The sequence below is a fragment of the Marinobacterium halophilum genome (genome assembly GCF_003014615.1).
GTDB classification, from domain to species: Bacteria; Pseudomonadota; Gammaproteobacteria; order Pseudomonadales; family Balneatricaceae; genus Marinobacterium; species Marinobacterium halophilum.
Genome location: NZ_PYGI01000004.1, coordinates 152,865 through 172,642 on the forward strand (window position 1 = coordinate 152,865; position 19,778 = coordinate 172,642).

Below are 19,778 nucleotides of genomic sequence, written 5' to 3' on the forward strand. Positions count from 1 at the left end.
GTTATTGTAATCGGTATAACGGTGGCGCAACGGCAACACACTGCCTGCCATTGCGCTAAAATTCGCTGTCGGCATCACTGCAGGCTATAACTACAGCCGCTATAGACACAATTCGACATTAGACCTAGCACCTGCCGGACCGTTGACAAAGCACTCGAGAGTACGCAAAGCACGAAAGTGATTCAACCCCCTTTTGTGCGTCGCAATCAGCCGGTATTGCGCATACCGGCCGAGATCCCGGCCATGGTCACCATCAGTGCCTGCTCCAAACGCTGGTCCGGCTGGTTGCGGTCACGGAACAGCAGTTCGGCCTGCAACACATGCAGCGGGTCGATGTAGGGATTACGCACCTCAATCGATTGGCGAATCACGCCGTTGCCCGCCAACAGGCGTGATTCCTGCTTGATCGCTTTGACCTGCTCGACCGCTTGCTGCAGGCGACTGCGCAGGCTCGACCCGAGTACGCGCAGTTCGGCCGATACCAAACGGCGCTCATAATAAGAGCAGATATTCACATCGCTCTTGGCCAGCACCATCTCCAGCATGTCGATCCAGGACTGAAAGAACGGCCAGTCACGGTACATTTCATGCAGCAGTGTCAGCTGTTCATCTTCCACCGCCATTTTCAGTGCGGCACCGGAGCCAAGCCAGGCGGGCAGCATCAGCCGCGTCTGTGTCCAGGCAAAAATCCAGGGAATGGCCCTGAGACTTTCGACGCCGCCATCCGCCTTGCGCTTGGCCGGCCGAGAGCCCAGCGGCAATTTGGCCAACTCCTGTTCCGGCGTCAACGCCCTGAAATAGGGCACGAACTGTGGCTCTTCACGTACCAGCGAGCGGTAAATTTTCATGCCACAGTGGGCCATGCTATCCATCAATTCACGCCAGGCCGCGTCGGGCTCCGGCCCCGGGGTCAGCGTCGCCTTGAGCACAGCGGTGGTGTACAGGGTCAAGTTGCGCACGGCAATTTCGGGAATGCCGAACTTGAAACGGATCATCTCGCCCTGCTCGGTCACACGCAGGCTACCGCCCACCGACCCCGGAGGTTGGGCCAGAATCGCGGTATGACTGGGACCGCCGCCACGGCCGACGGTACCGCCACGGCCATGAAACAGGGTCAGGCGCACACCCTCGCGCTCGCACAGTTCGGTTAGTGCCGCCTGCGCCCGATACTGCCCCCAGGCGGCGGCCAACTGGCCGGCATCCTTGGACGAGTCGGAATAACCGATCATGACTTCCTGATGGCCATCGACATAGGTGCGATACCAGTCAATGGCAAGCAGCGCACCGATGCAGCCGGGTGCATTATCCAGATCATCCAGCGTCTCGAACAGCGGGACCACCCGCATGTTATGTTCAACCCCAACCTCCTGCAGCAGCAAGTTGACCGCCAGCACATCAGAGGGCTGGCTGGCCATGGAGATTACATAGGAGCCCAGGCTGTATTCAGGGTTGGCAGCGATCACCCGGCAGGTGTTGATCACTTCTGCCACGTTGGCATCTGGCTGCCAGTTGTGCGGCAGCAAGGGACGGCGCGACTGCAGCTCCTGCAACAGAAACGCCTGCTTGCGTTCTTCTTCCCAGTCGGAATAGTGTCCCAATTGGTAAAAGTCGGTCAATGCATCAAAGACTTCGGCATGTCGATCAGCGTTCTGGCGCACATCCACCCGCACCAGTGTCAGGCCGAAACAGGCGATCCGACGCAGCAGGTCTTCCAGCGCACCGGACGCGATGCAGCTCATGCCGGACTCTATCAGGGAACGGTGGCACACCTGCAGCGGCACCAGTATTTCGTCCAGATCGCTGATCCAGCGTTCAGGGTCCGTAGGTGTGCCCTTGAGATAAGCCTCAATGCCATTGCGGGTTTCCAGCAAGCGACTGCGCAAGCGGCCAAGCAACTCGCGATAGGGCTCCGGGTGACTATCGGTCAGGTGCCGCAACTCTGCATTGGCAGCGTACATCGACAGTTCGCCGCGCAGCTGGTCCACATCACGGGCATACAGATCAGCAGCCATCCAGCGTGCTAACAACAGGACTTCCGAAGTAACGGCCGCAGTCACATTGGGGTTGCCATCACGGTCCCCTCCCATCCAGGATGAAAAGTGGATCGGACTGCAGGTCAACGGCAGGCCAACACCGAGTTCAGACTGCATACGCTTGTCCAGCAACCGCAGGTATTGCGGCAATGCCGTCCACAGGGAGTTTTCGATAACGGCAAAGCCCCATTTGGCTTCTTCGACGGGCGTCGGCCGGTGCTGCCGGATCTCATTGGTGTGCCAGATCTGGCTGATCAGCTGGTCCAGCCGCGACTGCACCGGCTCACCACGATCTCGCTGTTTCAGCGTTGCGGCGATGGCATCGTATTTCTGAATCAGGGTGCGGCGATTGACCTCGGTCGGGTGGGCCGTCAACACCAGGTCAATACTCAGGTTCTGCACACATTCGAGCACCGCTTCGGGACTCAGCCCAGATGCCTTGAGCTCGGCAAACAGCTGGTCCAGCTGCTCAGCATCTTCATCACCGGCCGTTTGCAGGTGGCGTCGAACCCGGTGGTGCTCTTCGGCGATATTGGCCAGGTTGAGAAACTGGGTGAAGGCACGGGCGGTCGGCAACACCTCGTTCTCATCGAGGTCGTCCAGTGCCTGACGCAGGGGTTCCTGGCTGGCGTCTTCAGCCAGTCGTGCCGACTTGGCCAGTTTGCGGATATGTTCAACGCGCGCCAGAAACGGCGAGCCTAAATGGGCTTCCATGGTGCGCCCCAGGCTCTCGCCAAGAATGCGGACATCATCACGTAGTGCTTCATGCAGGTCACTCATGCCTTCCCCTCAGTTCAGGTTCCATACCTTCGATGCTAACCGATTAAGCCGGTTGGCCGATAGCGCCATTGGTATGAATTGAACGCGGCGGAAGGTACACCTTACTCAGGTATCAGAGTCCATGAGCCTTGGCCTCGTCCCACCAGATATCCAGCTGCTCAAGGCTCAGCTGCTCCCAGTCCTGCTCATTGGCACGAACTTGGGCTTCGACATGGCCGAAACGGCGCTCGAACTTGGCATTGGTATTCCGCAACGCCTGTTCGGGATCGATATCGAGATGGCGGGCCAAATTGACCTGCGCGAACAGCAGATCCCCGATCTCTTCTCGGGCGTTGTCGTCATCCCCCTGCGCCAGGGCCTGACGCAGCTCGCCGATCTCTTCTTCAATCTTGTCCAGCACGCCGCCGACGTCTGGCCAGTCGAAACCGACGCGGGCGGCACGGCGCTGCAACTTGGCTGCCCGGCTAAGTCCCGGCAGATTGAGCGGCACATCGTCAAGAATACCGCCACGGGCCTTGGCATCGCGTTCCTGCTGTTTGATCGCTTCCCAGTTGCTGTTGACCTGAGCCACTGCAACAGCATCCCCACCACACCGATCAAGGGTACCTTCGGGGAACACGTGCGGGTGTCGACGGATCAGCTTGGCCACCAGCTGGTCGATGATGACATGCAGGTCAAAGCCTTTCTGTTCATCGGCCAGACGGGCGTAAAATACGACCTGGAACAACAGATCTCCGAGTTCGTCACGCAGGTGCTCCCAATCCTCGCGCTCGATGCAGTCGGCCACTTCATAGGCTTCTTCCAGCGTATGCGGCACGATGCTGGCAAAGGTTTGCTGCAAGTCCCAGGGGCAACCGGTTTCAGGGTCGCGCAGCGCATCCATCAGCCGGATCAAGTCATCAAGGGTGTAGCGCATCAACGACCTCCACTGCGTTCACGGTGTACATCCAGCACATTGGGGACCTGGTTGATCTTATCCATCAGCCGCCCCAGACGCTCCAGCCGCGGGATTTCAACGGTCATGGTCAGCTTGGCCATGTTGTTCTTGCGATCTGTCAGAGTGTTGGCGGCCAGAATATTCAGCTTTTCGTTGCTCAGCACCAGCATCACATCACGCAGCAGGCCGGTACGGTCAAACGCCTCAATGGTGATATCCACCGGGTAGGTATGCTCGTGCTCATCGCCCCAGTCAACGCTGATGACGCGATCGGGTTCCTGCTCACGCAGCGTCATCAAATTGAGGCAGTCCTCATGGTGCACGGAAATACCACGACCCTGAGTGATATAGCCCATGATCGGGTCACCGGGCACCGGTTTGCAGCAGGTCGCCAGTGATGTCAGCAGGTTGCCGACACCTTCGATATTGATGCCACTGCCACCCTTGCGTGGTCCCAGCGCTGCACGACTGGTCGGCAGTTCCAGATCCAGCTGGGTCTCGTCATGTTCAGGCTCCAGCTGACGCTGAGCTTCATGGATAATCTGTGACAGTCGAAGATCACCGGCCCCCAGCGCAGCGCAGAGGTCTTCCGATGTCTTGTAGTTCAGGGCCACGGCAATCTTGTCCAGACTGATCGCCTGCGGATCCAGTGCCAGACGGCGGAACTCGCGCATGATGATGTCGCGGCCAGCGTCAGCATTCTGCTCCTTGGCCTGCAATTTGAACCAGTGTGCAACCTTGGCGCGCGCACGCGAAGTGGTAACGAAGCCATAGTTGATATTGAGCCAGTCACGCCGCGGAGACTCTTCCCGCGAGGTCATGATTTCGACCTGGTCACCGGTTTTGAGAGGCTTGTTCAGCGGGATGATGCGGCCGTTGACCTTGGCACCGCGGCAACGATGCCCCACTTCGGTATGGACTCGATAGGCGAAGTCCACGGCGGTAGCCCCCTTGGGAAGGTCGATGACATGCCCTTCCGGAGTGAAGACATAGACCCTGTCCTGCACGACGTCACCGCGCAGCATATCACCCAGAGCTTCGGTGTCGCCCAGATCATCATGCCATTCGAGTACCTGACGCAACCAGGCGATTTTCTCTTCATAACCATCGCCACGAGACTGGATGTCCGTGCCCTTGTACAGATGGTGGGCACATACGCCCAACTCGGCTTCTTCATGCATGGCAAACGTGCGAATCTGCACTTCCAGCACCTTGCCTTCGGGCCCGAATACCGCCGTATGCAACGAACGGTAACCATTCGGTTTGGGCGAGGCAATGTAGTCGTCGAATTCGTGCGGAATGTTGCGCCAGAGGCCGTGAACAATGCCTAATACGGTGTAGCAGTCGCGAATCTCGGGCACCAGAATACGCACGGCACGCACATCGTAAACCTGGCTAAAATCGATATTCTTGCGCTGCATTTTGCGCCAGATGCTGTAGATATGCTTGGCGCGCCCCATGACATCGCCGTCGATACCCGCATCCGAAATGCGGCTGCGCAGCAGCTCGACAACCTGATTGATGAACACTTGCCGATCGAGGCGCTTTTCATCCAGCAGACGGGCGATATGTTTGTAGTCGTTGGGTTTGAGGTAGCGGAAGGAAAGGTCTTCCAGTTCCCACTTGATATGTCCGATGCCCAGCCGGTGTGCCAGCGGTGCATAGATATCGAAGACCTCACGCGCCACCAGATACCGCTTCTTGCGGTCACCGTTTTTGACCCCACGGATCGCGCAGGTACGTTCGGCAATCTTGATCAGTGCGACTCGTACATCATCGATCATCGCTACCAGCATCTTACGCACGTTATCAACCTGCGCGGTGCTGGCACCGAGTACGGCGTCGACGGAGCGGGGATTCTTGCGACTGCCGATGGCGGCCATCTGCAACACGCCATCGATCAGGTCGGCGATATCGTTGCCGAAGCGTTCGCGTACGGTTGTCAGTGAGAGTTTACGCTCACGCACCGAACGATAGAGGATCGCCGCCACCAGGGTATCCTGATCCTGCTGCAACTCCGCCAGAATTTGAGCCATTTCCAGGCCGGTCCGAAAGCTGCCGACGGTATTCTGTGCCCAGTCGTCATCGGTCTCGGCAATGGCTGCCCGGGCTTCCTTGGCCAGTACACAGGCCTGCCTGATCTGGTTGATATCGCTGACTTCAACCTGCTGCTGCAAACGCAACAACCACAGGTCCAGATCAACAGTGCCATCTTCCCGTATCGGGTGATCTTCTCGAACCTTCACCATGGCCTAAGCCACTCCTGTCTTGCCTCCGGCGACGATGACTGGGTATGTGGAGTCAGCCGGTCTGATGCGGCCCACACACTCAGGATGGACCCACATTTTAATCGGTAAGGCCGATCAGTGCGAGTACGTTCCCGGCTACTCCGGGAGAACAGGGGTTAGGCGTCGAAAACCCCAGTTGACAGGTATCGATCACCACGGTCACAGATGATGCAGACGATGGTGGCATTTTTGACCCGCTGAGCCAGCTGCAAGGCACCCGCCACCGAACCGCCAGACGATACGCCACAGAAAATGCCTTCCTCACGTGCCAGTGCGCGCATGGTGGTCTCGGCTTCCTGCTGACTGATGTCAATGACTTCGTCTACCCGACTGCGCTCGAAGATTTGCGGCAAGTAAGCTGCCGGCCAGCGGCGAATCCCCGGAATCTGAGAGCCTTCCTGCGGTTGCAGCCCCACAATCTGTACCTCTGGGTTCTGCTCTTTCAGGTAGCGTGATACTCCCATGATGGTGCCCGTTGTACCCATGGAACTGACGAAATGAGTCACCGTTCCCTGTGTCTGCTGCCATATCTCCGGTCCGGTACCGGTGTAATGAGCTTCCGGGTTATCCAGATTGGAGAACTGATCCAGTACCTTGCCCTCACCGGCAGCCTGCATCTCCAGCGCCAGGTCTCGTGCACGCTCCATGCCCTCGGCCTGAGTGACTTCGATCAGCTCGGCGCCGTAGGCTGTCATCGCCGCCTTGCGTTCGGCACTCATGTTAGCCGGCATGATCAGCTTCATCTTGTAGCCCTTGATCGCGGCTGCCATTGCCAACGCAATACCGGTGTTGCCAGAAGTGGCTTCGATCAGGCAATCACCGGGCTGTATGTCGCCACGTGCTTCCGCTAACGTAATCATACCCAGTGCGGGACGGTCCTTGACGGAACCGGCGGGGTTGTTGCCTTCAAGTTTGCACAGCACGATGTTGCCATTGGGAACCGGCAGGCGCTGCAGACGAACCAGGGGGGTATGACCGACGTAATCCGCGATCGTGGGGTATTCTAGGGACATGATGACTCCGCACAACTTCAGCAATGGAGCTATAAGAAAAAGGTTATTTATTCCTGACAGCTATAGTCGGAATAATATCAGCCCGACCCGCTGCAAACAATGTCAGCACTGCTCGGCAATGACAAACGCGGAGATGTAGTCGCGCTCATCGGTATAGCTCAAATGCCAGTGGGTGATCCCACGCACGGCAGCCTGGCGCTGCGCCTCGCCACACACCCTCAGCAAGGGACGCCCCAGTGGGTCGTGGCCAATTTCGAAGTGTTGCCAACTGATGCCACGACCAATACCGGTACCGAGTGCCTTTACCGCCGCTTCCTTGGCTGCGAAACGCTTGGCCAGAAAAATCGCTGGTTGACGGTGCTGCTGAAACAGCACCAACTCTGCCGGTGTCAAAATTCGCTCCGGCAGCCGGGGCGTACGCGCCAGAGCCGCCCGTATACGGGCGATCTCCAGCAGGTCGGTACCAATACCAACAATCATGAGCGGATGGCGTCACGACGGGCTTGTACCCGCTGCTGTACCTGCTGGATCAGGTCGCGCATTTCCTGCACTGCAGGCTTCAGACCCACCATAACCGCACGGGCAATCAGAGCATGACCGATATTCAGTTCGTTCATTTCCGGAATTTCAGCAATCGGCTCGACATTATGGTAGTGCAGACCATGACCGGCATTGACCACCAGACCCAGCTGCCATGCGTGGCGTGCGGCAATTTTCAGCCTTTCCAGTTCTTCACTGCGGGCCACCACGGTTTCGGCATCAGCATAGTTGCCCGTGTGTAACTCAACCACCGGCGCACCACAACGAGCCGCCGCATCAAGCTGCTCAGGCTGTGGATCGATAAACAGGGACACTTCACAGCCCGCATTCGCGAGCCGCACACAGGCCGCACGAATCTGTGCCTCCTGACCCAACACATCCAGACCGCCTTCGGTAGTCAGCTCTTCACGCTTCTCCGGTACCAGGCAGACATGTGCCGGCCGGATTGTTTCAGCCAGCTGCAGCATCTCTTCCGTGACGGCCATCTCAAAGTTCATCCGCGTTTGCAAAGTATGCGCCAGCAGCTGGATGTCACGGTCCTGAATGTGTCGACGGTCTTCACGCAAGTGGACGGTGATGCCATCGGCACCCGCCTCTTCTGCCAATGCCGCAGCCTGTACCGGATCAGGATAACGGGTGCCACGTGCCTGTCGCAGGGTGGCGATGTGGTCAATATTGACGCCTAACAGCAGGCGATCGGGGTCAGTCATCCTTCGCTCCTTTGCGTTTCAAAAAAAGTTCACGGCTGCGCAGGGGTTTATCCCCCAATAGAGCCGCCAGGCGCATGCGCATCAAATGTTTGGCGCTGCGTCTGATCGCCGGATCATCATAACAGTCCTGCTCGATTGCCAGCAGATGCTCACCGCTAAAACCCATGCCTTCCGACTGGCGCTGCAGCCCATTGTCATGACTCCAGCCATATACGTAAGCAGGCACAACAATAGAGCAGTCAAGGCCAAAGCCCAACAGTTCCAGAAATTGCCGTTCAAAGGTTCGCAGTGCCCCTTCTATATCACGGGCAAGGGCCAGCTCATTCAAGGCATAGCGGAACAGGACAAACAGTTTGGGGTGAGGATCATGAGGACTGAGCAGGCGTTGCACAAGCTCATTCAGGTACAGGCCGCAAAGCAGAGAGCGCCCTTGTAACAATGCACCAATTTCGGTGGTTTCAGCGCCGTTAAGGTTTTTCAATTCACTGCGGCCCTGCCAACCAACCTGCAACAGCTGGAATGGCTGCAGTGTTGCCCGCAGCCGCGATCCAGGCTTACGGGCACCGCGGGCGACCAGACTGACTAAACCGTGTTCCAGTGTCAGCAAATCGACCAACAAGCTGGTTTCCCGATACGGCCGCGAATGCAGCACATAGGCTGCGGCCGTATCCACACGCTGAGCCATCACTCGTGCCGGTAACCCAGACTCTGCAAGGCACGTTCGTTATCGGACCAGCCACGTTTGACCTTGACCCACAGGTTGAGCATCACCTTGGTGTCGAACATGCGCTCCATATCCAGACGAGCATCACGACCAATGATTTTGATCACGGCACCCGAATCACCAATGACAATCCGTTTCTGGCCATCACGCTCAACCAGAATCAGAGCGCTGATATTCAGAATATTGCCATCATGGCTGAACTCTTCAATCTCAACCGTGGTGCCATACGGCACCTCCTCACCCAGGTTACGCATCAACTTCTCGCGTACCAGCTCGGCGGCAACAAAGCGTGAGCTGCGATTGGTGATCTGGTCTTCAGGGAACATGTGCATGCCTTGCGGCATCCGACTTTCCACTTCGCTCTGCAAGCGTTCGACATTGTGTCCCTTTTCCGCAGAGATCGGAATGATGACATCGAAATGACGTTTGCTGGCCAGCAGATCCAGCTGCGGTAACAGCGCGTCCTTGTCCTTGAGCTGGTCCACCTTGTTGATGGCCAGAATCACCGGACAACGTACGCTCTCAAGCTTATCCAGCACGATCTGGTCTTCGTCAGTCCAGGCCGTGCGGTCAACGATAAAGATGACCAGGTCAACATGACGCAGAGCCTCTGACGCCGTGCGGTTCATGAACCGGTTCAGTGCCTTGCCCGTGCTATCCTTGTGCAGTCCTGGCGTATCCACATACACCACCTGCAAATCACCCTCGGTGTGAATCCCGAGAATCTGGTGACGGGTCGTCTGCGGTTTGCGAGAGGTAATGCTCAGTTTCTGGCCCAGTATGTAATTCAGCAGCGTCGACTTGCCCACATTGGGACGGCCGACAATAGCTACATAGCCACAACGTTGGATGGTATCACTCATGCGCCTGTCTCCTGTCCCAGTGTCTGCAACGCCTTACGAGCGGCTTCCTGCTCCGCTTGTCGGCGACTACTGCCATGCCCTTCGGTTGCCTGTTCGAGCAAGGCAATCCGACAACGGATGTGGAAGGTCTGATCATGCGGATCACCTTCAACCGAGATCAGCTCATAGCACGGCAGTTCGGCACGACGTGACTGCAAGAACTCCTGCAAGCGGGTTTTTGCATCCTTCAGGGAGATGTTCAGATCCAGCTGCTCCACGTGACCGGCAAACCAGTGCAAAATGAACACACGGGCGGCCTCAATGCCCTGATCCAGATAGACGGCACCGATAATAGCTTCGACGCTGTCGGCCAGGATTGAATCGCGCCGGTAACCGCCGCTTTTCAGTTCTCCCGACCCCAGTTTCAGGTAATCACCCAGTTGCATGTCACGGGCAATTTTAGCCAGTGTCTCGCCTTTGACCACGCGTGAACGCAGCCGGCTCATCTGGCCTTCTCGCGCCTCGGGAAAGCGTTTATACAAATCATCGGCAATGACAAAGCTCAAAATGGCATCACCTAGAAACTCCAGCCGTTCATTGTTGCGTTTACCGCAGCTACGGTGGGTCAGTGCCAGTTCAAACAGCTCTGTATCGGTACAGGGGTTGCCCAGTTTACGGGCGAGTTCAGCAGCAGGTTTAATCAAGGTTTTATAGCTTCGTAGTGTTCTTCAAACATAACCAGAGCATCGACGTTATAGAACATCGGCACACGGACTTCATAGACCAGATCAAAATACAGCACGCCCTCTTCAAGACGTACTTTTAACGAATCCTTTTCCGGCAGTTCAACCTGGTTGATATAGAACTTCTTGTCCAAATCCCGACGCAGTTCACGCAGTGACTTGGACAGTTCATCAGGATCTTCACTGGTGGTTTGCACGATCGAGTTGATCGTGGCGTGGTCCCAGTAAACCGAAAACAGCTTGAAGCCGACGGTGAAGAAAATCCCCGCCACTATCAGGCTGATCAGAGTGGAGGTAAATGACGCTCCCCGCTGATATTGTGCAATGCCTTTATCCATGTTTTTTCATCCTCTAGTGTATGCGACGAACATCACTGAAATCGGGCAAGCTGAAAAAGCCGTCCCAATGCATCCATACCGCCGTGGCCTTACCGACCAGCAACTCTTCAGGCACAAAGCCCCAGTAGCGACTGTCCTTACTGTTGTCACGGTTATCGCCGAGTACAAAGTAGTGACCTTCCGGCACTTCCCAGCGGCCATCAACAACAGGGCTATAGACATCCCGATAGATCCGGTGGTTTTCGCCAGCCAGCGCCTCGTTCAGCAATAACTGTGTCGGCCGCGATGGCGGCAGTTTGGCCAACAATTCCTGCTGCTGAGGCTCACCGTTCACATACAGGATCTTGTCCTTGTAGGTGATGACGTCACCCGGCACACCCACTACACGCTTGATGAAGTTGATACGGGTGTCTTCAGGATAGCGGAAGACGATAACATCTCCATGCTCTGGATCATTGTTGCTGACAAAGCGGGTGTTCAGTACCGGCAGACGTAATCCATAGTGGTACTTGTTGACCAGAATGAAGTCACCGATTTTCAGTGTCGGTAACATGGAACCCGACGGAATCTGGAACGGCTCATACAGAAACGACCTCAGCACCAGCACTACCAACAGGACCGGAAACATCGAACGTGACGTATCCGCCCAGCCGGGCTGACGCAACAGTGCCGTGCGTTGAGTCTCTGGCAATGCGTCCTGCGCCTGCGCTTCAGCCTGCTGCAGAGCCTGCCGACGCCGAGGCGCAAACATCAGGCTATCCAGCAGCCACAGCACACCGGTCAACGCCGTGACCAGAACCAGTATCAGTGAGAAATCCAGATTCATTATCGGGCCTTAGCTGTCGACTTTAAGAACGGCCAGGAACGCATCCTGCGGAATTTCGACGCGTCCGACCTGCTTCATGCGCTTCTTGCCCTCTTTCTGCTTGGACAACAGCTTTTTCTTGCGGCTAACGTCACCGCCGTAGCATTTTGCCAGTACGTTCTTGCGCAACGCCTTGACCGTAGTACGGGCGATAACCTTACCGCCCAGGGCGGCCTGGATCGCTACATCGAACATCTGCCGCGGAATCAGCTCTTTCATCTTTTCACACAGCATACGGCCGCGGTAGGCGGCGTTATCCTTGTGCAGGATGATCGCCAGCGCATCAACACGCTCACCATTGATCAGAATATCCATGCGCACCAGGTTAGCCGGTTCAAAGCGCTGGAAGTTGTATTCCAGTGAGGCATAGCCACGGCTGACGGACTTGAGGCGGTCGAAGAAGTCGAGCACGACTTCGGCCATCGGCAATTCATAGGTGACCTGCACCTGCTTGCCGACGAAATGCATGTTTTTCTGCACACCACGCTTGTCGACACAGAGTCCTATCACCTGGCCGAGATATTCATCCGGCACCAGGATATTGGCCAATACTATCGGCTCACGCATCTCACGGATTGATCCCGGATCCGGCAGCTTCGACGGGCTGTCGATCTGAATCACGTCGCCGGTGTTCATTTCCAGCTCGTAGATTACGGTTGGCGCGGTTGTGACCAGATCAAGATCGTATTCACGCTCCAGCCGCTCCTGGATAATTTCCATGTGCAGCATGCCGAGGAAACCGCAACGGAAACCAAAGCCCAGAGCATCCGAACTTTCCGGTTCAAAGAACAGTGAGGCATCGTTCAGCGTGAGCTTATCCAGTGCCTCGCGGAAGTCTTCGTAGTCGTCTGAGCTGGTCGGGAACAAGCCTGCATAGACCTGCGGCTGTACTTTTTTGAAGCCTGGCAGGCTGTCCACATCCGGATATTTGGCATGGATCAGCGTATCGCCGACCGGCGCTCCGTGAATATCCTTGATACCGGCTACAACAAAACCCACTTCGCCTGCGCGCAGTGTGTCGGTTTCCTTACGCTTGGGCGTAAAGATACCCACCGCATCAATCTGATGGGCCTGACCGGTGGATTTCACCAGAATCTTGTCTTTCTTGCGCAGGGTGCCGTTCTTAACGCGCACCAGCGAGACCACACCCAGGTAATTGTCGAACCAGGAGTCAATGATCAATGCCTGCAAGGGTGCATCCACATCACCTTCCGGTGGGGGAATAACCTTCACCAGTGCTTCCAGAACCTCTTCGATTCCTACCCCGGTTTTGGCCGAACATGCAATCGCGCCAGAAGCATCAATACCGATGACCTCTTCTACTTCCTGACGCACCCGCTCCGGATCTGCCTGAGGCAGGTCCATCTTGTTAAGGACAGGCAGAACTTCAAGCCCCTGCTCGATGGCGGTATAACAGTTGGCTACCGACTGGGCTTCAACCCCCTGCGCTGCATCCACAACCAGCAGTGCCCCTTCACAGGCAGACAGGGAGCGCGAAACTTCATAGGAGAAGTCGACATGCCCCGGAGTGTCAATGAAGTTCAGCTGGTAGGTTTTACCATCCTTTGCGTGGTAATCGAGCGTGACGCTCTGTGCCTTGATAGTGATCCCGCGCTCGCGCTCGAGATCCATGGAATCAAGCACCTGAGCCGCCATTTCACGATGAGTCAGCCCCCCGCAGGTCTGAATAAGACGGTCAGACAGGGTGGATTTGCCATGGTCGATATGGGCGATGATCGAGAAATTACGAATATGATCCAGGTTACTCACAATAGGGCTACCCGACTCCAGCTGAAAACAGGGTTATAAAGAGGACGCAGTTTAACGTAAGAAGGGGTATCAGGTCACCAGAACGACGATACTTATCATATAAGCAAGGGGGCTTGACGCCCCCTTGCTGTCGGTTCAGTTCGGTTTGACGGCAATAAACATTGGGCTGCCTCTGCGAACGATGCGCATCGGCACCGAACGCTGCGACGATAGATCAGCCACAATACGCGTGAACTGCTCGAGCGTTTCCACCCGCTCGCCATCAAGCATGGTAATTACATCGCCACGTATCAGACCTGCACGAGAGCCGGCACCCTCTTCCACCCGCTCGATAATCACACCGGAACGGATGCCCCACTTTTCTTTCAGTTCATCAGGCAATGGTGCCACCACGACGCCTAGACGACTGGTTTCAAGCGGTTGCTCCGGTTGTATCGAGGCCTGCTGCTGCTCATCTGGCAAACGGCCAATCGTAACTTCAAGTGTCTTGCGGCGTCCTTCGCGGACCACCTCGACTTCGGCACTTTCACCCGGCTTTACCCGCCCAACCAGTGGCGGCAAGTCAGAGGACAGCTCTACGTCATGTCCGTTGAAGCTAAGAATAATATCGCCGTCCTGTAGGCCCGCTGATGCGGCCGGACTGTCTGCCATCACTTGCGCAACCAGGGCACCCGCCGGTTTTTTCAACCCGAAAGATTCAGCCAGGTCACGGTTAACCTCTTGAATGACCACGCCCAACCAGCCGCGTTCAACAAACCCCTGCCCCTTGAGCTGCTCGGACACTTCAAGCGCCACATCGATAGGGATCGCGAATGAAAGCCCCATGAAACCGCCGGAACGGGTATAGATCTGGGAGTTGATACCGACAACCTCGCCTTCAAGGTTGAACAGGGGACCACCGGAATTACCCGGATTGATCGCCACGTCCGTCTGGATGAAGGGCACATAGTTCTCATTCGCAAGCGCACGTTCGGTCGCACTGACAATGCCGGCCGTCACGCTATGATCGAAACCGAACGGTGAACCGATCGCCAACACCCACTCGCCGACCTTGAGTTCAGACGATTTCCCCAGACGTACAACCGGAAGTCCATCCGCCTTGATTCTCAGCAGCGCGACATCCGTCCGCTCATCGGAACCAATCACCTCGGCTTCCAACTCACGCCGATCATTCAGCCGCACCATTACCTGATCGGCATCCTTGATCACATGGTGGTTGGTGAGGATATAGCCATCACGGGAAATGATGAAGCCAGACCCCAATGACTGGGGTGCCTTGTGCGGACGGTCGCGGAACTGTGGCATATCACGGAAAAAGTGCCGGAATATTTCCGGAATTTCTTCACCATTGGGGCCATGAAACTGGCCAAAAGGTGTCGATAAGGCCGATGTCTCACGCTTCTGCACAGTACTGATGTTCACCACCGCCGGCGAAGCATCTTCCACCAACTCGGTAAAATCAGGCAGTGACGCCGCGCTGAGCAAGGGCGAGAACAAACCGACAAACACACAAATAAGACTGAGTTTAATGCGTTTCATCCAACACTACCTCTTCTCTTTATCATAGTGCTCTAAGCAATATCGGCTGGTAACGAGCGTCAGCCCCATGACCGGAACTCAACCGCCGAGCGATTACAAAACCTGCAAACATGAACAATACAGACAGGGTAATCTGCTGCCACTCTGCCAGCGCAGCGCCCAGCAGCGCACCCACGATCAATAATGCCAGCGGCAACAGATACAGCAGGAGCGACGCTCGGATCAGACTACCTTCATTCAAGCCAATCATGACTTGCTGCCCTGGTTCGACCGTCAATTTATCGGGATTCTGCACCTCGATTTCAACCGTTTTGCCCTGCCCCCATTCGGACAGAATTCCCTGACTGCAGTTTGATTTACTGGCACACTGGGCACAGGCACTGCTCCGCGCGGCAGCGACCTTAACCCCAGCAGCATCCACTGCAGATACAACCACCATCTCTTCAATCATGTTTATCGTTCTGGCTGCACAGCACTGGCAATACGATCGGCGATCATCAACGGTACATCTCCAACCACCGTTACAAAATGGTCTCCGCGCCGCTTGCCTACCGCGATATAGCCGTCAGCCTGGGCGACACCTTCAGGCAGGCTCTGGTGTCCCAACTCCTCGACGCTAACCGAAAACGCATCCCGGCCATTGGCAAAAACCATCACTTCACCATGCGGTAACAGTTCGTGGCGTACGATCGAATAACCTTCCGGCATCCAGCGCGTACTCCACTGTGGCATCCGTTGCGCGCTGATTAAATGCTGGTGCTGATCAATGTACTTTGTCAGGCCATCCGATAACCGGATGACATCCGGCGACTCATACCGTCCAAGCTCCGGAGCTGCGCCGCCTAAACGAGTTCGCATCAAATCATTGGTGACGCTATTCCCCGGTAAATAAAATGTTGGCGATTGGGTAGGCGCTTCGGAAAAACTGCCGGCACCGAAAATGACGGCGGCCGTAACTGATGCAGCAACCGCCATACTGCTCAGAGAGCGCCACCAACCGGCAGCCTTATTCTGCTGAACAGCTGCAGGCTGGGCAGCAGCTTCAGTATAGACTGAGGGGTGATATGTAGGCTCCTGCTCCAGTGCTGCCATTACACCGGCACTGATATCTTCCTGTAGAGCTGCCTGCGGCTCTCCCCTGAGGCTTGCGCGCGCCGCATGGTAGCGGCGCCACTGCTGGCCCAACTCAGAGTGTTGCTCAATCTGCTCCAGTGTCCGACGCAGCTCGAATTCGCCGACCTCGCCATCCATAAGGGCAGAGATGGAATCGTTCGCTTTGTGCATAGCGTTACCTCGAGTGCCTGAGAGTGGCAAACATCTATCTACTCGATTAATTGGCAAGCAAAGGAGCAATCTCTTTATCGATCGCCTCTCGTGCTCGAAATATACGTGACCGAACAGTCCCCACGGGGCAATCCATCACATTGGCAATATCTTCATAGCTCATCCCCTCGAATTCACGTAACGTCAAAGCAACGCGCAAATCTTCCGGTAAACGGTCCAGTGTTGTTTTTACAACCCGTTCCAATTCATCGCGATATAGCGCATGCTCAGGCGTATCCAAGTCACGCAATTCCGAATCAGTGCCTATGTAATGCGCATCATCAACATCAATATCCACATCCGGTGGTCTACGACTGCGTGACACCAGGTGGTTTTTGGCCGTATTGATCGCAATCCGATACAGCCATGTGTAAAAAGCACTGTCACCACGAAATCCGGGTAATGCACGGTACGCTTTAATAAACGCTTCCTGTGCAACATCCATTGCTTCGTGCGGGTCGTATACATAACGGCCAATAAGACCGATTATCTTGTGCTGGTACTGCTTAACCAGTAGATCAAAGGCGTATTTATCGCCCGCCTGTACCCGCTTGACCAGTACCTGATCATTGGCTGCCTGACTCTCGTTAGACACTCGGTATCCTTAATTAAGTCGCTGCGACTGTGTGTCCTTGTACATGGACAAGGTGATATTCCAATTCGATGCAGTATGTAACGCCGACCTAATGCATTGCAACCTCACGTCTACAGCAGGCACGCTTCTTCTATGAGCCTGAATACCGCGTGAAGTTCCCAAAAAAATGTTGGTCCGCAGACTTACACTCCTCTGCACGAGACCGCATAATAGATTGCAGTAACAGTACGGAATGTGAATATGAGTTCTAGCCAAGGCACCCCACTGGATTACGATGTACTGATCATCGGGAGCGGCGCAGCCGGATTGACACTCGCCCTGCAACTTCCCTCCCGACTACAGATAGCAGTACTCAGCAAAGCCGACTTCGAAAGCGGCTCAACCTGGATGGCACAGGGCGGCATCGCTGCTGTGCTGGAAACCACAGACAGTACTGAAGAGCATATTCAAGACACATTGGTTGCCGGTGCAGAGCTGAGCAGACCTGAAGCCGTCAGCCGTATTATCGAAGAAGGGCCCGACAGTATTCAGTGGCTGATTGAGCAAGGTGTGCCTTTTACTCGTGAAGGGGATCACTATCACCTGACTCAGGAGGGGGGACATTCGCACCGACGCATTATCCATGCTGCCGACGCGACTGGTCGAGCCGTGCATTCGACACTGCTCCAACGTGCACAGGCTGCCGACCACATCACTCTGTACGACCAGCATGTCGCCATCGATCTGATTACACGGCGTAAACTACGCCTGCCCCATAATCGCTGCATTGGTGCTTATGTCCTGAATAACCGAACCGGACACGTGCAGGTATTCCGAGCCAGCCAAGTCGTACTTGCAACGGGTGGCGCAGCCAAAACATACCTCTATACCAGCAATAGTGATGGCTCAACAGGCGACGGTATTGCCATGGCCTGGCGTGCGGGTTGTCGCGTTGCCAATATGGAGTTCAACCAGTTTCATCCGACCTGTCTGTATCACCCTCAAGCCAAATCATTCCTGATCAGTGAAGCAGTGCGCGGCGAAGGTGGACGACTCCTGCTGGCAGACGGCACTCGCTTTATGCCCGCGTTTGATGAGCGTGCAGAACTGGCCCCCAGAGACATAGTGGCACGCGCCATTGACCACGAAATGAAGCGTCTCGGCTGTGACTGCGTGTATCTGGACATCTCTCACCGTCCTGAAGACTTCATTAGAGAACATTTCCCGACCATTTATAAACGCTGTCTCGACTACGGTATTGATATTACTCGAGACCCGATTCCAGTCGTCCCTGCGGCGCACTATACCTGCGGCGGGATCATGACTGACAATGCAGGTAAAACCGACCTTGAAGGGTTATATGCCATCGGAGAAACCGCATTTACCGGACTCCATGGCGCAAACCGGCTGGCATCAAATTCATTACTCGAATGTATCGTTTTCGGCATTGCAGCAGCCCGTTCAATCGAAACGTCATTCTTGACGGAGAGCGTTGAAACCGTGCAAATCCCGCACTGGGATGAGTCTCTGGTAACCAATTCAGACGAAGATGTCATTATTTCGCATAACTGGGACGAGTTACGCCGTTTCATGTGGGACTATGTCGGGATCGTTCGCACAACCAAGCGCCTACAACGCGCTCAGCATCGAATAGAACTGCTTTTACTGGAAATTGCCGAGTATTACAGTAACTATCGCGTCAGCGCAGACCTGATTGAGCTACGCAATTTGGCCACCGTTGCCGAGTTGATCATACGCAGCGCCATTAGCCGGAAAGAAAGCCGCGGGCTGCACTACACTCTGGATTACCCTGAACTGGCACAGGAAAAGATTGATACCATCCTTTCCCCCGTCAATTTTCAGTGGCCGGATTCGGTGCGAGAGGAGCACCCCAAGTAATTGCCACGTGCAAGCGCCGGGCCTCCCCCTGCTCAAGGCGGTCCGGCGTAATGAACAACCAGCACGGCAGATACCTGTCACGCCGCTGAAGTACCAAAAGCTGCATCAGCCCCAGTACGGAAAAACGGCGATATATCTTGTCAACAGGTACCCACCGCTCCTCCGCTGTCAGCACTGACATCATCTTATGTTCAACATCCCAATTAAGCCCTGTTACCTGATCTGCAGGGTGAAGCCTTAACTGACAGTAAGCAACCATGCTACCTACAAGCAGGTAGGTCAGTACTATCAGTACAAGACGGTTGTATTCAACAGGTAATTGAACAAGCGCAGCCACTCCCAGAAATAGAGTCGAGATGTACAGCAAGGGCATGAGTCCCATCCCCTTTTTAAACTTGACTTTAACCAGGCTGAACGCGTTCAAGAATAATATCGATCATACGTTTAATATCGGCATTTTCCGGCTCGGAACGCTGCATGAACCAGACAAAAAGATCCTGATCTTCACATTCAAGCAGTTTCACAAACCGCGTTTGGTCCTCTTCGGGAAGGTCTGCAAATGCCTCCTGCATGAAGGGTACCAAAAGTACATCGAGCTCAAGCATGCCACGACGGCACTGCCAAGTCAGACGACGGATATCATCTTCTGAATACATCTGTTCACCTTAACTCATTGACGAGAAACATTGATTGCAGATATTAACCGCTGAGACACGGCAGAGCCATAGTTCAAAGGTTAAACGTCAGAAAAGCAAAAACCCCGGCCTCAACGAGACCGGGGTTTTCATATTAAGTGCCTGGCGATGACCTACTCTCACATGGGGAAACCCCACACTACCATCGGCGATGACGCGTTTCAC

19 protein-coding genes are annotated in these 19,778 nt (G+C 55.5%); 1 reads left to right on the forward strand and 18 read right to left on the reverse strand.

All coding sequences use genetic code 11. The annotated features are described in order from the left end of the window. Positions 1 to 206: 206 nt before the first annotated feature. From ppc to rpoE, 16 genes are all read right to left on the reverse strand, one after another. The gene (ppc, locus tag CLV44_RS04305) at positions 207 to 2,813 is read right to left on the reverse strand and encodes a phosphoenolpyruvate carboxylase (protein ID WP_106590877.1); all 2,607 of its coding nucleotides are present in this window, start codon (positions 2,811 to 2,813) and stop codon (positions 207 to 209) included. Between the two features lie 112 nt (positions 2,814 to 2,925). Then, complete coding sequence (mazG, locus tag CLV44_RS04310) at positions 2,926 to 3,729, reverse strand: nucleoside triphosphate pyrophosphohydrolase (protein WP_106590878.1); 804 nt, start codon at positions 3,727 to 3,729, stop codon at positions 2,926 to 2,928. Continuing rightward, on the reverse strand, positions 3,729 to 5,999 hold the full coding sequence (relA, locus tag CLV44_RS04315) for a GTP diphosphokinase (protein WP_106590879.1): 2,271 nt from the start codon (positions 5,997 to 5,999) through the stop codon (positions 3,729 to 3,731). The genes mazG and relA overlap by 1 nt, the downstream gene beginning before the upstream one ends. A 155-nt stretch (positions 6,000 to 6,154) precedes the next feature. Then, positions 6,155 to 7,051: a cysteine synthase CysM gene (cysM, locus tag CLV44_RS04320; RefSeq protein WP_106590880.1), complete on the reverse strand. Its 897-nt coding sequence runs from the start codon at positions 7,049 to 7,051 to the stop codon at positions 6,155 to 6,157. Between the two features lie 102 nt (positions 7,052 to 7,153). Beyond that, positions 7,154 to 7,531 (reverse strand): holo-ACP synthase, encoded by a 378-nt coding sequence (gene acpS / locus CLV44_RS04325; protein ID WP_106590881.1) that lies wholly within the window; start codon positions 7,529 to 7,531, stop codon positions 7,154 to 7,156. Next, positions 7,528 to 8,301: a pyridoxine 5'-phosphate synthase gene (gene pdxJ, locus CLV44_RS04330; RefSeq protein ID WP_106590882.1), complete on the reverse strand. Its 774-nt coding sequence runs from the start codon at positions 8,299 to 8,301 to the stop codon at positions 7,528 to 7,530. Before pdxJ ends, acpS begins: the two co-directional genes overlap by 4 nt. After that, entirely contained in the window at positions 8,294 to 8,986 is a 693-nt protein-coding gene (recO, locus tag CLV44_RS04335; RefSeq protein ID WP_106590883.1) for a DNA repair protein RecO, read from the reverse strand. Before recO ends, pdxJ begins: the two co-directional genes overlap by 8 nt. Next, positions 8,986 to 9,888 carry a GTPase Era gene (gene era / locus CLV44_RS04340; RefSeq protein WP_106590884.1) on the reverse strand — a complete coding sequence of 301 codons (903 nt, stop codon included), beginning with the start codon at positions 9,886 to 9,888 and terminating at the stop codon, positions 8,986 to 8,988. The genes recO and era overlap by 1 nt, the downstream gene beginning before the upstream one ends. Further along, the gene (rnc, locus tag CLV44_RS04345; RefSeq protein WP_106590885.1) at positions 9,885 to 10,571 is read right to left on the reverse strand and encodes a ribonuclease III; all 687 of its coding nucleotides are present in this window, start codon (positions 10,569 to 10,571) and stop codon (positions 9,885 to 9,887) included. Before rnc ends, era begins: the two co-directional genes overlap by 4 nt. Beyond that, entirely contained in the window at positions 10,568 to 10,948 is a 381-nt protein-coding gene (locus CLV44_RS04350) for a DUF4845 domain-containing protein (protein ID WP_106590886.1), read from the reverse strand. Before CLV44_RS04350 ends, rnc begins: the two co-directional genes overlap by 4 nt. 13 nt (positions 10,949 to 10,961) lie before the next feature. Further along, a complete protein-coding gene (lepB, locus tag CLV44_RS04355) occupies positions 10,962 to 11,774 on the reverse strand; it encodes a signal peptidase I (protein ID WP_211298076.1) in 813 nt (270 codons plus the stop codon). 9 nt (positions 11,775 to 11,783) lie between these two features. Then, positions 11,784 to 13,583, reverse strand: coding sequence for a translation elongation factor 4 (lepA, locus tag CLV44_RS04360; protein ID WP_106590887.1), 1,800 nt, complete (start codon positions 13,581 to 13,583; stop codon positions 11,784 to 11,786). 135 nt (positions 13,584 to 13,718) lie between these two features. After that, entirely contained in the window at positions 13,719 to 15,122 is a 1,404-nt protein-coding gene (locus CLV44_RS04365; protein WP_106590888.1) for a DegQ family serine endoprotease, read from the reverse strand. A gap of 22 nt (positions 15,123 to 15,144) precedes the next feature. Further along, complete coding sequence (locus tag CLV44_RS04370; RefSeq protein WP_106590889.1) at positions 15,145 to 15,573, reverse strand: SoxR reducing system RseC family protein; 429 nt, start codon at positions 15,571 to 15,573, stop codon at positions 15,145 to 15,147. Between the two features lie 2 nt (positions 15,574 to 15,575). Further along, positions 15,576 to 16,406, reverse strand: coding sequence for a MucB/RseB C-terminal domain-containing protein (locus tag CLV44_RS04375; RefSeq protein ID WP_106590890.1), 831 nt, complete (start codon positions 16,404 to 16,406; stop codon positions 15,576 to 15,578). A gap of 46 nt (positions 16,407 to 16,452) precedes the next feature. Continuing rightward, entirely contained in the window at positions 16,453 to 17,040 is a 588-nt protein-coding gene (gene rpoE, locus CLV44_RS04380) for an RNA polymerase sigma factor RpoE (protein WP_106590891.1), read from the reverse strand. A gap of 240 nt (positions 17,041 to 17,280) precedes the next feature. Between rpoE and nadB the strand changes: the two genes are divergently transcribed. After that, entirely contained in the window at positions 17,281 to 18,918 is a 1,638-nt protein-coding gene (nadB, locus tag CLV44_RS04385; RefSeq protein ID WP_106590892.1) for an L-aspartate oxidase, read from the forward strand. On the opposite strand, the gene CLV44_RS17205 is transcribed toward nadB, so the two are convergent. Both CLV44_RS17205 and CLV44_RS04390 read right to left on the reverse strand, forming a co-directional pair. Beyond that, on the reverse strand, positions 18,872 to 19,291 hold the full coding sequence (locus CLV44_RS17205; protein ID WP_146139979.1) for a hypothetical protein: 420 nt from the start codon (positions 19,289 to 19,291) through the stop codon (positions 18,872 to 18,874). The genes nadB and CLV44_RS17205 overlap by 47 nt on opposite strands. 28 nt (positions 19,292 to 19,319) lie before the next feature. Further along, complete coding sequence (locus CLV44_RS04390) at positions 19,320 to 19,574, reverse strand: FAD assembly factor SdhE (protein ID WP_106590893.1); 255 nt, start codon at positions 19,572 to 19,574, stop codon at positions 19,320 to 19,322. Positions 19,575 to 19,778: the final 204 nt, after the last annotated feature.